The sequence below is a fragment of the Chromobacterium sp. CCUG 30098 genome, from assembly GCF_059916605.1.
This window is the reverse complement of the sequence record NZ_JAUCGS010000001.1, coordinates 1-12,400: the sequence shown is the minus strand read 5'-3', so window position 1 is coordinate 12,400 and position 12,400 is coordinate 1. Positions and strand designations below refer to the sequence as shown.

Annotated in this window: 11 protein-coding genes; 3 read left to right on the top strand and 8 right to left on the bottom strand. The window is 63.2% G+C overall.

The genetic code is table 11. From position 1 onward, the window contains the following. The first annotated feature begins 1,042 nt into the window (after positions 1-1,042). Entirely contained in the window at positions 1,043-1,492 is a 450-nt protein-coding gene (locus tag QUG03_RS00055; protein ID WP_500819096.1) for a hypothetical protein, read from the top strand. 345 nt (positions 1,493-1,837) lie between these two features. On the opposite strand, the gene QUG03_RS00050 is transcribed toward QUG03_RS00055, so the two are convergent. From QUG03_RS00050 to QUG03_RS00020, 7 genes are all read right to left on the bottom strand, one after another. Next, positions 1,838-3,271, bottom strand: a complete 1,434-nt coding sequence (locus QUG03_RS00050; RefSeq protein WP_107801412.1) for a methyl-accepting chemotaxis protein — start codon at positions 3,269-3,271, stop codon at positions 1,838-1,840. Next, a complete protein-coding gene (locus QUG03_RS00045; protein ID WP_107801413.1) occupies positions 3,268-3,825 on the bottom strand; it encodes a PAS domain-containing protein in 558 nt (185 codons plus the stop codon). The genes QUG03_RS00050 and QUG03_RS00045 overlap by 4 nt, the downstream gene beginning before the upstream one ends. Positions 3,826-4,074: 249 nt before the next feature. After that, positions 4,075-5,916 carry a DUF3857 domain-containing transglutaminase family protein gene (locus QUG03_RS00040; RefSeq protein ID WP_500819095.1) on the bottom strand — a complete coding sequence of 614 codons (1,842 nt, stop codon included), beginning with the start codon at positions 5,914-5,916 and terminating at the stop codon, positions 4,075-4,077. 255 nt (positions 5,917-6,171) lie between these two features. Beyond that, positions 6,172-6,582, bottom strand: a complete 411-nt coding sequence (locus QUG03_RS00035; protein WP_048415369.1) for an ExbD/TolR family protein — start codon at positions 6,580-6,582, stop codon at positions 6,172-6,174. Then, entirely contained in the window at positions 6,569-7,246 is a 678-nt protein-coding gene (locus QUG03_RS00030) for a MotA/TolQ/ExbB proton channel family protein (RefSeq protein WP_107801417.1), read from the bottom strand. Before QUG03_RS00030 ends, QUG03_RS00035 begins: the two co-directional genes overlap by 14 nt. Further along, a complete protein-coding gene (locus tag QUG03_RS00025) occupies positions 7,243-7,683 on the bottom strand; it encodes an energy transducer TonB (protein WP_500819094.1) in 441 nt (146 codons plus the stop codon). Before QUG03_RS00025 ends, QUG03_RS00030 begins: the two co-directional genes overlap by 4 nt. Next, positions 7,680-8,387, bottom strand: coding sequence for an energy transducer TonB (locus QUG03_RS00020; RefSeq protein ID WP_500819093.1), 708 nt, complete (start codon positions 8,385-8,387; stop codon positions 7,680-7,682). The genes QUG03_RS00025 and QUG03_RS00020 overlap by 4 nt, the downstream gene beginning before the upstream one ends. A 225-nt stretch (positions 8,388-8,612) precedes the next feature. On the opposite strand from QUG03_RS00020, the gene hslV reads away from it, so the two are divergent. Then, positions 8,613-9,188: an ATP-dependent protease subunit HslV gene (hslV, locus tag QUG03_RS00015; protein WP_107801419.1), complete on the top strand. Its 576-nt coding sequence runs from the start codon at positions 8,613-8,615 to the stop codon at positions 9,186-9,188. 56 nt (positions 9,189-9,244) lie between these two features. Further along, positions 9,245-10,588, top strand: a complete 1,344-nt coding sequence (gene hslU / locus QUG03_RS00010; protein ID WP_107801420.1) for an ATP-dependent protease ATPase subunit HslU — start codon at positions 9,245-9,247, stop codon at positions 10,586-10,588. Positions 10,589-10,646: 58 nt separating this feature from the next. Here hslU and QUG03_RS00005 read toward each other — a convergent pair whose 3' ends face one another. Continuing rightward, entirely contained in the window at positions 10,647-11,969 is a 1,323-nt protein-coding gene (locus tag QUG03_RS00005; RefSeq protein ID WP_500819092.1) for an MFS transporter, read from the bottom strand. Positions 11,970-12,400: the final 431 nt, after the last annotated feature.

The window sequence follows — 12,400 nt, the reverse complement described above, 5'->3', positions numbered from 1 at the left end:
CGCCCTTTTTGCATCCTCTGATATGAAGCACTGCCGGGTGCGGGGAGTTTGAATCCGCTGCGCGGATATTGATTTAGGTGCCGCTTTCCGCGCTGACCGAGCGAGGCAAGCGCAGCGTCGCGAGGGAATAAGACGGGGAGGGGGCGGGCCGCCGCCCCCTTCCATCCCCGCTCGTCCCCCAGGACGCGAAACCCCGAAGAAAAAGGGGCCTGCAAGGCGCGGCTGAACTCGCGATTTGCTAGCGTCAAATCGCTCAAACAAAGCAGCCGCTTAAAACCTTGCAGACCCCTTTTTCTCCGGCGCGCCCCGAGGGGACACTTGGTCGCTACACGAGGTGGTCTTTTTTCGAAAAGAGAGAGTGATTTAGCTTCGTGGGTTATTTTTGTGGATAACTATCCAGTTTGACCCTGTCTGTGGATATCTAGGGCAAATCAAGAAGAAGCCATGTACTCGACACGCCCCTAGTCCCTTCAAGCCTGCCGTCGGGTGGCAGGCCCGAGGTCTTAAGCGGCTGCCTGTTCGAGCCGCGCGACGTTAGCGCGCCATCACTGAGCGAATCAAAGATTCGCACGTAGAGAGTTCAGCCGCGACTCGGGCCTGACGGGAACCGGGGGGAAGCCGTAGGCCAGGCTTGCAGGGCGGCCTTTGGGGTAAAGGGGAATTTGGCCGAGCAAATTCCCCTTTCCGTTCGCCGGGCGGAACCAGCCCTAAATCATCATCCGCGCAGCGGATACAAAACCCATACACCTCGCCAAAGCAACCACCCCACCTTGACCCAAGACCCGCCCTCGGCAACAATCCTCAGGTTGCCGCCCACATGCGGCACACGGGATTGGCGTCTCGTTAACAAACTCGGATATAGGCCTCCGCGCATATATTCGTCATCTCTCCATGGCTGTACCTGATTGGCAGGTGCGTTGTGGGAGAGTGCCTGCACTCGCCGGTTAGTTTGTTCCGGTACGCCAATCCTGCTCCGCGCCTGCCTAATACCTCAGCCTTCCCCGGCAGGTGGTTTATCTTGTGTCACAGCAGGAGAAACACCATGCATCACGCTCAAACCTTTCCCCGTCGTCGTCGCTACAAATTGCGCTCGCTGGAACAGCAGGAAGCGCTGCTCCCCTTCGTCCGCTTCTGCCCCGGCCGCACCTATGCGCATTACTGGCAAATGCCCGTGCCCAGCAAGGACTACCCCACCGACAACGCCTACGGCCGCGAATGCGCGGCCCACCTGTTGCAATGGCTGAAGGACAATCGGGAATACGTCGGCAAGGGCCTGCTCAGCCGCGTGGCGCGCGACATTGATTTTGACGACCGCGACGGACGCGGCCAGTGGGTGGGTTTCTTCAACTACCTGGAAATCATGATGCTGTTGGGCGCGGACCGGGTCCGGGTCTACCGCCATGTCGATAGCCAACACCAGATCTACCTGGCGCTGGGACAGCGTTTCAGCCTGGAAGCGCGCTTCCGCCGCATCCGCTTGCGAAACCGCTAAACGTCTTGCGGTGGGTATCGCTGCGCTCCACCCACCCTACGGTGGAGGGTCTTGTAGGGTGGGAGGAGCCGAGAGGCGATACCCACCAAACCCCGCCATTGAGACCCAAGCATTGATCCCATCGCGTTTCCGCGTGGGTATCGCTGCGTCCCACCCACCCTACGGCGGATGGTCTTGTAGGGTGGGTGGAGCCGCTAGACGATACCCACCGACACCGTTTGCCGCCGAGCCGGCGCACGCAAAAAAGCGGGGCAGCCCAAAGCGGCCCCGCTTGATTCCTGCTTGCTTGAATGTCCGCCGAGGTTCCAATGCCTCATGCCGATGTGGCAGACACTGTCGCGCGGCTTACTGGCCGTGCTTCTCCTCGCCCAGCTTGTCCAGATAACGCAGGATGCGGCCGCTGTCCTGCTCCAGCTTCTGCATCCGCTCGACGATCTCCTGCTCGTCCAGCGGGCCTTCCTGGCCAAACACCGCCAGCGCGGCGCCGATGTGCTGGCTGGCCTGCTGCTCGGTGGCCGCCAGCTCGCTCCAGGAGCGGGTCTGGCCAAAAGACTGCTGGCCTTGCAGTTGCAGCCAGCCTTGCAGCTCGCTGCCCTGCTCCAGCGGCTTGGCCTCCTCTATCGAGTGATAGGCGGTCTGCTTGAAGATCACGTGGCCCACCTTTTGCAGGCTGAGCTGGGATTTGTCGTGCACGCGGTTCACCTGCGCCATCACCTGCTGCGACTGCTCCACCTGGCTGCTGAAGCGCTGGCGGAAGGTTTCCACCGAGTCCTTGACCTGGCTGGCCACATTGCCGGCGGCGCTGGCCTGGGTCTGCATATTGCCGATGCGCAGCGACAGGTTTTCCAGCACGTCCTGCACATTGTTGGCGGTGCTCTTGCTGCGTTCGGCCAGCTTGCGCACTTCGTCGGCCACCACGGCGAAGCCGCGGCCGGTTTCGCCGGCGCGGGCGGCTTCAATGGCGGCGTTCAGCGCCAGCAGATTGGTTTGGTCGGCGATGGCGGAGATGTCGGCCAGCGAGGTTTCTATGCCCTGCCATTCCTGGGCCAGCGCGGTGCTGGCGGTGTCCATGCTGCTGACGCTGTCGGCGATGGTGTCCAGGTGGCCGGACAGGTGTTGGGCGGTTTCCAGGCTGACGCGCGCGCCGTCCGCGGTGTCCTGGGTGATGGCGGCCACGTCGGCCATGGCCTGGCTGATGTCTTCCAGATCGCTCTGATTGCTGGCCAGATCCTTGCGCAGATGCGGGTTGTTCAGTGCGGCCAGCTGCGAGGACAGGCGGTTGCGGCGGATGTAGCCGTCGTTGTCGGCCATGGTCTGGATGGCGTGGTTGACGCTGCCCAGCGAGCTGGCCAGGATGCCCGGCAGGCCCTGGCTCAGCGGGCGGCGGCTGTAGTCGCCGGCGCTGATGGCCTTGAAGCAGGTGTTGATTTCCTTGAAATAGGTTTCGATCAGGTCGAGGAAATCGTTGAGCTGCCAGGCGAGCTTGCCCACTTCGCCCAGGTTGCGGGTGCCGGTGGCGCGGTGGTGCAGTTCGCCGGAGCTGGCGTAGCCCAGTTGTTCATGCAGGGTGTTGAGCAGGCCGAAGATGCGGCCGCTGTGGCGCCACAGCAGCAGGGACAGGGCGATGGAGACGGCCAGCAGCAGCGCGTCCACGATGTGGCCGACGATTTCCGGGAACAGGAAGCCGTCCAGCAGCGAGAAGGCGACCAGCAGGTTGAAGCTGATGATGCACCAGCCCAGCTGGGTGCGCAGGAAGGGCGGTTTTTTGTCGTGGTTCATGCGGCGACTCCCGGCGCTTGCAGCACCTGGGCGTTGAGGGACAGGATGAAGTCCTGATAGCTGACGCCTTTTTCCGCCAGCACTTGCAGCAGCCAGGCCACGGAGGCGTCAGGTGCGGTGGCCTTGTTGTGGCTGGCTTCGATCTGGCGCATCTGGGCGTAGACGGGTTCTATGGCCTTGATCGCTTCCTGGCTGGGCGGCCGGCGCACGGAGTAATAGCCTTGCAGTTGGCCGCGCAGATCGTAGTCCGGGGTGACGTTGGCCAGCACCCAATAGTAGTCGCCGTTTTTGCTGTGGTTTTTCACCACGGCGAAGAACTCCTGGCCCTGTTGCAGGGTTTTCCACATCAGCCGGTAGGCGCCGCGCGGCATGTCGGGATGGCGGATCAGATTATGCGGTTTGCCCAGCAGTTCGTGCTCGGCGTAGCCGGCGATGCGCATGAACACGCGGTTGGCGTAGGTGATGTGGCCGGTGGGGTCGGTCTTGGTGATGATCAGTTCATGAGGAGCGAGCCGGATTTCCTTGCTGGCCGGGCCGGCGGCGGGGTGCGTCATGGTCTGTTTCTCTCTTATTTGTCGATTGCATAACCTCTAAATGTTCATTTTCGGCCACTGGCCCAGTAGGGGCAAGCGTTTATTTATTTGTACTGCCCATGCTTGACAGGGTGCTGCTTAAATTACTTCTTAATAATCCAGTTCTTACAAAAACAAAAGGATGCCTTCGGCATCCTTTGCGGCGCGGGTGGGCAGGGCGTCAGAGCCGGTTCAATATCTTGGGGCGCGCGGCTGGCATGGAAGCGGTTTTCAGAGTTTGACGATCTGGCGGATCTGGGACACGCAGGCGCGGGCATCGTCTATCAGCTTGGCGAATTCCGGGCTGTTGATCTCGGCGTGGCTGAGCCAGCGCACCTTATTGCTGATCCGGTACTGGACGCGGATGCCGGCCGGGGTTTGCTGCTGCTTGGCGTTCACCTCGTACCAGGGGGAGCTGACCTTGCACTCGAAGGCCGGCTGGATGGCCTTGGCGCCCTTGAGCAGCACGTCGGACTGCATGGCGCTGGCGTCGCCCAGGTAGACGTCGGCCAGGTTGCCGTTGCGCTTGTAGCTGTCGAAGCTGTCCCACACGCCCTTGAAGTGGGAGTCGTAGAGAAACAGGCCGGAGATCTTCTCCAGCATGCGCGGGTCGCGCACGCTCATGCGCAACGGGTAGACGGACGGCACCATGAAGGAGGTCTTGTCGCGCTGGACCTTGCAGCCTTCCGGTTGATTGCTCAGCCGGTTGCACAGGCTTTGGTCGGTGGCGCTGACGCCCTGGTAACGGTCTTGCAGAATGGTGTCGATCAGCGTGGAGTTGCCCAGTTCGATATCGGCGCGGACCTCGGCGCTGCCGTCGGCCTGCAGCGCGTTTTCGCGTTTGATGTTCAGATCGGTGCGCGCCGGCTCCATCGGCACCTGGGTCTGGCTGACCACGCCGTCCTTGCCGATGATGAAGGCCCAGCGGTCTTGCAGGTCAGACATGATGCGGCCGGGCTGGAAGAAGGGGTTGGTCGGGTCCAGCCACCAGGTCTGGCCGGCGATGTCGGCGCGGACGATCATGTGGTTGGGCGCGCCGATGCCGGGCAGCAGCAGCGGCGGGGCGAACTTGCCGCGGTAGATCAGCGCCGGCTCGGCGGCGACGCCGGAGCGGCGCAGCATGGCGGTCAGCAGGGTGGAGAGGTCTTTGCAGTCGCCGTAGCCGTGCTTTTCGATTTCCGCCAGCGTGAACGGCACCAGGCCGCGTTCCGCCAGACGGGTGTCGTTGAGGTAGCGGTAGTTGCGGTTGATGTGCTGCATGAAGGCGGCCGCCTGCTCCGCGGCCGGCTTGCCTTGGTTGGCGGCCACCACGGCGGCGGCGGCCGGCGGCAGCGGCGCGGCCAGGATTTCGTTGTAGCGGCGGGCGTGAGCGCCGAAGTGGTCTTGCGGCTGGTCCGAGGTGGCGATCACCAGCTGCGGCCATTCGCGCAGCGCGCTGTTGTTCCACTCGTTGATGTAGTTGAGGTAGCGCGGCCGGCGCAGCGAGACCTTGACGCGTTTGCGGTCCGCGCTGGCGTCCACCGCGTAATCGTCCAGCATCATGCCGCGCCAGATCAGCGGGCGCGTGGACTGGATGTCGAAGTTGAAGCTGTCTTCGCGCGCTTTTTGCGGGCCCAGGTCCAGTTGGTAGCGCAGCTGGCGCACCAAGGGCTGCGCCACGCTGTGGGTCTTGATGCGGTAGGACACGGTGCTGCCCACCGACAATTCCGGGAAGGCCATCCAGGTTTGCATGTCGCGGCTGACGCCAGCGTCCGGATTGGGCGCGGCGCGGGTTTCGATCTGGGATTTGCCCAGTTTGATCACTTTGCCGTTGGGCTGGATCACTTCGGCCTGTTCCACCCGCAGGCGGTCTTCGGCCGGGTAGGTGAAGTCGATGCGGGACAGCTGTTCGCGGCCGGAGGGGTGCAGGATGGTGAATTGCTTGCTGGTGACGCAGTCCAGGCTGTTGTCTTTATTGTGCTGGCAGCTGATGGCGGTTTTGACCGCCAGCGGCGCTTCGCTGACCGGTTGCAGCGCGGCGGCGCTGAAGCTGCTGTAGAGGCCGGCGGCCAGCCCGAGAGTGAGTGTACGCATAGTGGAATCGAAAAGTGTGATGTTGCGGTGATGATTATACGGCGCGAGGGCGGAGAAAACGCGCATCCGGCGTCCGCGCCGCCGGATGGGGTCAAGCGTTCCATATTCGCATATTAGCGCTTGCGAATGTGTGTGCTTTTTGTGTGAACGGCGTCATAGCGCCGCAGAGTCGATAAGGGGGTAGGGCTCGTCGGCAGGCAATGCTGGGCTGACAGACGAGCGGCCGGCGGGCGCCGGCCTGCTCGCAGGCGGTCTTTACGGCGCTTCGGTGGCGAAGCCGATCTTGCTGATGCCGCCTTGTTGGGCGCTGGCCAGGGTTTTGGCCACGGTTTCGTAACGCACGCTCTTGTCGGCGAACAAGTGCAGCTCCACTTGCGGGTTGTCGCGGGCGGCGGCGGCGAAACGGGCGTCCAGCTCGCCTTCCGGCACTTTGACGTCGTTCCAGAACACCGCGCCGGCGGCGTCTATGGCCAGGCGGATTTCCTTGGGCTGGCTCTGCTGCGCGGCGGCGCTGGCCTGCGGCAGATCCAACTTGACGGTATTGGTCAGCAGCGGGGTGGTGATGATGAACACCACCAGCAGCACCAACATCACATCCACCAGCGGGGTGGTGTTGATGTCGGCCATTGGGGCGGAGCCGCCCTTGTCGAAACTACCGAAGGCCATCGATCTCTCCGGACTGAGTCAGCAGCTGGGCGTGCAGATCGTGGGCGAAGTAGTCCATGTCCTGAGCCATGATGCGCTGCATGCGGGTCAGGGCGTTGTAGGCCAGCACAGCGGGGATGGCGGCGGCCAGGCCGGCGGCGGTGGCCACCAGGGCCTCGCCGATGGGGCCGGCCACCGCGGCGATGGTGACCTGGCCGGCCGCGCCGATGTTCACCAGCGCGTGGTAAATGCCCCATACCGTGCCGAACAAGCCGATGAAGGGCGCGGTGGAGCCCACCGAGGCCAGCACGGTCATGCCGGTTTCCTGTTTGCCGTTTTCCTGGGCCAGGCCCTTGCGGATGGCGCGGGTCAGGAATTCGTCCAGATCGCAGCTCTGGCCCAGCGGGCGCTCAGCCTGGCTGCGGTAGTGGCGCAGCGCGGCCAGGCCCTGGCGGGTGAGGTTGGCGAAGGGCGCGCGGGAATCCTGCAGCTGGGTTTCCGCCTGTTTCCAGTTGGGGGCGTCCCACAGCGCGGCCTCGGCCTGCTTGTTGGCGCGGCGGATATGCCAGGTGCTGACGCCGCGAACCAGGATCAGGTACCAGGTCAGCACCGACATCAGGACCAGGATCATGAACACCGCGACCAGCACGGCGTCCCCTTGTTGGAATACAGTCATTAGATTCATGGTTTTGCAGGCTTCAAAGAAAATTCAATGGGAACGAGAAAAGTGGACGGAATGGGCTTGCCGCCGCGTTGGGCAGGAACGAAGCGCCAGCGTTTGACAGCTTCCAGCGCAGCGTTGTCCAGCCGTGGGAAACCGCTGCTGGTGGCCAGCGTCACATTCCGTGGCTGGCCCTGGGCGGATACATGCACCCGTAGTCGAACGGTGCCGGTTTCGCCTTCCTCGATGGATTGTGCCGGGTAGACGGGCTTTGGGTTGTTCAGCTGTCGGTCGCGGAAATAGGGTTTGCGAGTAGCTGTCGTCGTCCCGGCAGCGGAATCAAGAGTGTGCTCGGCTACGGTGGGGGCAGTTGTTGCCATGGTGCCACTGATCAGGGCCAAGACGATGGTCGTGGCCACCAGCATGGAGCCATGCTGATGAATTGCCGCTGCGGATTTCATGATCGGCCAGACTTCAAAGAAAATTCAACGGGAACGATAAAGGTGTAGGCGATAGCTTCATTGCCGCGTTTGGCCGGGGTGAAGGTCCATTTCTTCACCGCCGCCAGGGCGGCGCGGTCCAAGCGCGGGAAGCCGCTGGTGTTGGCCAGCGCCACGTCCAGCGGCTGGCCTTGGGCGGATACGTGCACCCGCAGCTGCACGGTGCCGGTTTCGCCTTCCTCGATGGACAGCGCCGGGTAGGCCGGCTTGGGATTGTTCAGATAGCCGCCCCGGTACATCGGCTCGGTGATCGAGGGTTTAGCGTCGGCGGACTGGCCGCGCGAGCTGCCGCCCTCGGCGGAGCTGGTGGCCGCGCTGGGCTTGCTTTCCGCCGCGGGGGCGGCGGTGGGCACGCTGATGGCCTTGGCGCTGGGCGCGGCCGGCGTGGGCGTGGCCATTACTTTGGGTTTGACCGGAGTCGGCTTCGGCGTCGGGGTGGGCTTGACCTGCGGCGTCGGCTTTTTCTCGGGCTTGGGCTGCTGCTTGGGTGCAGCCGGCGCGGCGGCCTTGCTGGGCGCGGCCAGGCTGATCATTTCCATGCTGGCGACGCGCGGCAGCGTGATCGGCGCCTGCATCGCCACTGCGCCGCCCATCAGCACGAAGACCAGGGCATGCAGGCCCACGGTGCTGGAGAGCGCCGAGTATTGAAGAATTCGCTGGTTCATGACGGTGATGATAATACAAACTATTCTCATTATCCAAGCTGGAAAACGCGTATATCCTCACGTCATTGATGTGGGTAAATAAATGACGGGAAAAGGATTTTGCCAAGCCTCGCGTCCGCCGGCGCGCCGGAGCGGCCCGGCGCTTGCAATCCATGGTTTTGCCTGCATATTTTGCAGCATTGGCCACGGCGGAGTGCCGGTGGCGACATTATTGGAATACAAAACATGCAACAGTTCGACGGAACCACCATCGTGTCCATTCGCCGCGGCAATCGCGTGGCGCTGGGCGGGGATGGCCAGGTCACCCTGGGCAACATCGTGATCAAGGCCTCGGCGCGCAAGGTGCGCAAGCTGCACGGCGGCAAGGTGCTGGCGGGCTTTGCCGGCGGCACCGCCGACGCCTTCACCCTGATCGAGCGTTTTGAAGCCAAGCTGCAAAAACATCAGGGCAATCTGCTGGTGTCGGCGGTGGAACTGGCCAAGGACTGGCGCACCGACCGCATGCTGCGCCGGCTGGAGGCGATGCTGATCGTCGCCGACAAGAACAGCACCCTGATCATCACCGGCAACGGCGACGTGCTGGAACCGGAGCAAGGCATCGCCGCCATCGGCTCCGGCGGCGCCTACGCCCAGTCCGCGGCGCGCGCGCTGTTTGAAAACACCGATCTGGCGCCGGAAGTGGTGGTGAAGAAGTCGCTGGAGATCGCCGGCGACATCTGCATCTACACCAACCACAACCATGTGATCGAGCTGTTGGACGACGCCGAAGAGCCGGAAGGCAAAGAGCCGGCAGCCAACTGAGCCGCCCGATTCAAGAATCAAATCGCCGGGAGCGCCGCTTCCGGCTGGAGAATGTCATGACGCAAATGACCCCGCAGGAAATCGTCCACGAGCTGGACCAACACATCATCGGCCAGAACGCCGCCAAGCGCGCGGTGGCGGTGGCCTTGCGCAACCGCTGGCGCCGCCAGCAGGTGGCCGAGCCGCTGCGCAGCGAAATCACCCCCAAGAACATCCTGATGATAGGCCCCACCGGCGTGGGCAAGACCGAGATCGCCCGCCGCCTGGCCAAGCTGTCCGGCGCGCCCTTCATCAAGATAGAAGCCACCAAGTTCACCGAGGTGGGCTATGTCGGCCGTGATGTGGACACCATCATCCGCGACCTGGTGGAAGTGGCGATCAAGGACACCCGCGACGCCGCCATCAAGCGCAACCGCCCGCGCGCGGAAGACGCGGCGGAAGACCGCATCTTGGACGTGCTGCTGCCGCGCCCGCGTCAGCAGGCCGGTTTCTTCGGCGGCGAGCCGGAAGCGGAGGCCAAGCCGGAAGACGGCGCCACCCGCCAGAAATTCCGCAAGATGCTGCGCGAAGGCGCGCTGGACGATAAAGAGATCGAAATCGAAATCGCCGCGCCGGCGGCGCAGATGAATGTGATGGCCCCGCCGGGGATGGAAGATTTTGCCAGCCAGCTGCAAGGCATGTTCCAGGGCATGGGCTCCGGCAAGAAACAGACGGCCAAGATGAAGGTGACGGAGGCGCGCAAGCAGTTGATCGACGAGGAAGCCGCCAAGCTGGTCAACGACGAGGAACTGCGCGCCGAAGCGCTGAAGAACGTCGAGCAGAACGGCATCGTGTTCCTGGACGAGATCGACAAGGTCACCAGCCGCAGCGAAGGCCAGGGCGGCGCCGACGTGTCGCGCGCCGGCGTGCAGCGCGACCTGCTGCCGCTGGTGGAAGGCACCACCGTGTCCACCAAGTACGGCATGGTCAAGACCGACCACATCCTGTTCATCGCCTCCGGCGCCTTCCAGCTGTCCAAGCCGTCGGACCTGATTCCGGAACTGCAAGGCCGTCTGCCCATCCGCGTTGAACTCTCCTCGCTGACCGTGGACGACTTCAAGGCCATCCTCACCAGCACCAACGCCTGCCTGACCCGTCAGTACCAGGCGTTGATGGCCACCGAGGGCGTGGAACTGGAGTTTGCCGAATCCGGCATCCAGCGCCTGGCCGAGATCGCCTGGCGGGTCAACGAGAAAACCGAGAACATCGGCGCGCGCCGTCTCTACACCGTGATGGAAAAGCTGTTGGAAGAAGTGGCGTTCGACGCCAAGGCCGGCCGCTGCGAGATCGACGCCGCCTATGTCGACAGCAAGCTGGAGCAGGTGGCCGAGCGCGAAGATCTGGCGCGTTACGTGCTCTGATCCACTCCATATATAGAAACGCGAACGGCGGCCGATGGCCGCCGTTTTTGCATCCGTCTCAGCGCGTCTCACAGGCCGGCTTGGCGGCGGCTGGCACGGCCGCCAAATCGCGGAACGCCTCCGGGTGATGCCGCCAATACCAATCCTTCACCTCCTCGTGGTCCAGCTCCAGGAAAGCCTTCAAGCCCGGCAACAGCAGCATGGGCAGCACGGTGGCCAAATGCAGCAACGCGAATATCAGATAAACCCGGTCCAGCGGCAGCACATGCAGCAGCGCTCCGGCCAGCGCCGGCCCCAGCATCGAGCCTATCTTCACCAGCATCACATTGATGGCGGAAAAGCGCGCGCGGTAATTCTCCGGCACCGCCAGCGTGCGGTGGGTCTGGCCGATCAGCTGGTTCAGCGCGAACATCAGCCCCATCACCGCGAAACAGGCCAGGATCAGCCAAGGGTTGTCGCTGAGCGCCACCACCAGCATCAATACGCCGCAGACCAGCATGCCGAGGGTGCGCGCCTGGTAACGGCTGAAGCGGCGCAGCAGCACATGGGTGAACCATAGCGAACCCAGCAGCATGCCGGCGCTGATCGCCGCCTCGCAACCGCCCAGCCAGGCGGCGGACAAGCCCAGCGCATGCAGCTTGACCGGCAGCAGGGTGGTCACCAGCGGCATGAAGGCCACCAGGGTGATGAATACCGCCAAGGTCCAATAGCGTTCCAGCGGAATGCGCCAGCGCGCGTACAAGCCGCTGCGGATATCTTCCAGCCAGGGGCTGCGGACGGTGCCTGCCGCGCGCGGCGGCACGCGCACATATAAGGAGGCCGCGGCGGCCACCACCAGCAAGAAGGCATAGGCCAGCAGGGTCAGGGTGGGCGAGGTCGCCGCCATCAGGCCGCCGCCCAAGACCGGGCCGATCAGATTGCCCGCCGACTGCGAGCTTTTCTGCAAGGACAGCGCATCGCCCAGCCTGGCCGCCGGCACCATCTCGGCGGCGATGCTCAGCATGGACGGCAGCACGATGGACCAGGCCAGCATGGCCAGCGACTCCACCGCAATCACCCAGCCGATGCGATACCAGCCCATGGCCGCCATCAGCGCCAACAGCAGGGCGCTCAACATCGCCAACAGCATGCCGCCGCCTATCAGCCGGTTCTTGGGCAGGCGGTCGCCCAAGGGCGCGGTCAGCGGCAGCGACAGCAACATCACCAGCGCGGTGATCGAGCCGAACCACGCCATATCGCGCGCGCCGCCGGATTGCACCACCCACCAGCTGATGGCGACGTAACCGGCGCCCATCGCCAGCCCGCTCAGCACGTCGCTCAGCATCAAGGCGTAAAACGGCGCGGGCAGGCCCTCCAATCGTTGACGCAAGGTTTGCTGCATGAGGAGGGCTCCTGGGCGGTGGGGATGCGCTTAGCTTAACAATTAATGACTAAGGCATAAAGTCTGCGTCGAATAATTTGCCGGAAAGCGGGTTTTTCGGAAAAAACGGGGAAAATCTGCCCGCTTTCGCAGCTTATCTGCCGACGACAACAAGCTGGGAAGCCTTGTTTTCCGGCTTGCCCAAAAGTTCTTGTAAAATCCTTTATGGATGATATTCATTTAAATCATTAACTTAGGTGTTGATATCTTAAAAATCCTCTCTTTTTTCAAAATAGGTGTTGACGGAGCGAGGGCTGTAACGTATATTTCACCTCCTCAGCAGACAACGCAGCGGCGGAAACGAAGCGCAGCGGCCTGCACCGATCTTTAACAGAACGAATAACCGATAGGTGTAAGTGCTCGGTCGATGACCAAACACTTGCACTGCAAGA

Bases quoted from the DNA above. Each gene is read 5' to 3' on its own strand.
- QUG03_RS00055 (WP_500819096.1), top strand. From the start codon at position 1,043: ATGCATCACGCTCAAACCTTTCCCCGTCGTCGTCGCTACAAATTGCGC.
- QUG03_RS00050 (WP_107801412.1), bottom strand. From the start codon at position 3,271: ATGAACCACGACAAAAAACCGCCCTTCCTGCGCACCCAGCTGGGCTGG.
- QUG03_RS00045 (WP_107801413.1), bottom strand. From the start codon at position 3,825: ATGACGCACCCCGCCGCCGGCCCGGCCAGCAAGGAAATCCGGCTCGCT.
- QUG03_RS00040 (WP_500819095.1), bottom strand. From the start codon at position 5,916: ATGCGTACACTCACTCTCGGGCTGGCCGCCGGCCTCTACAGCAGCTTC.
- QUG03_RS00035 (WP_048415369.1), bottom strand. From the start codon at position 6,582: ATGGCCTTCGGTAGTTTCGACAAGGGCGGCTCCGCCCCAATGGCCGAC.
- QUG03_RS00030 (WP_107801417.1), bottom strand. From the start codon at position 7,246: ATGAATCTAATGACTGTATTCCAACAAGGGGACGCCGTGCTGGTCGCG.
- QUG03_RS00025 (WP_500819094.1), bottom strand. From the start codon at position 7,683: ATGAAATCCGCAGCGGCAATTCATCAGCATGGCTCCATGCTGGTGGCC.
- QUG03_RS00020 (WP_500819093.1), bottom strand. From the start codon at position 8,387: ATGAACCAGCGAATTCTTCAATACTCGGCGCTCTCCAGCACCGTGGGC.
- hslV (WP_107801419.1), top strand. From the start codon at position 8,613: ATGCAACAGTTCGACGGAACCACCATCGTGTCCATTCGCCGCGGCAAT.
- hslU (WP_107801420.1), top strand. From the start codon at position 9,245: ATGACGCAAATGACCCCGCAGGAAATCGTCCACGAGCTGGACCAACAC.
- QUG03_RS00005 (WP_500819092.1), bottom strand. From the start codon at position 11,969: ATGCAGCAAACCTTGCGTCAACGATTGGAGGGCCTGCCCGCGCCGTTT.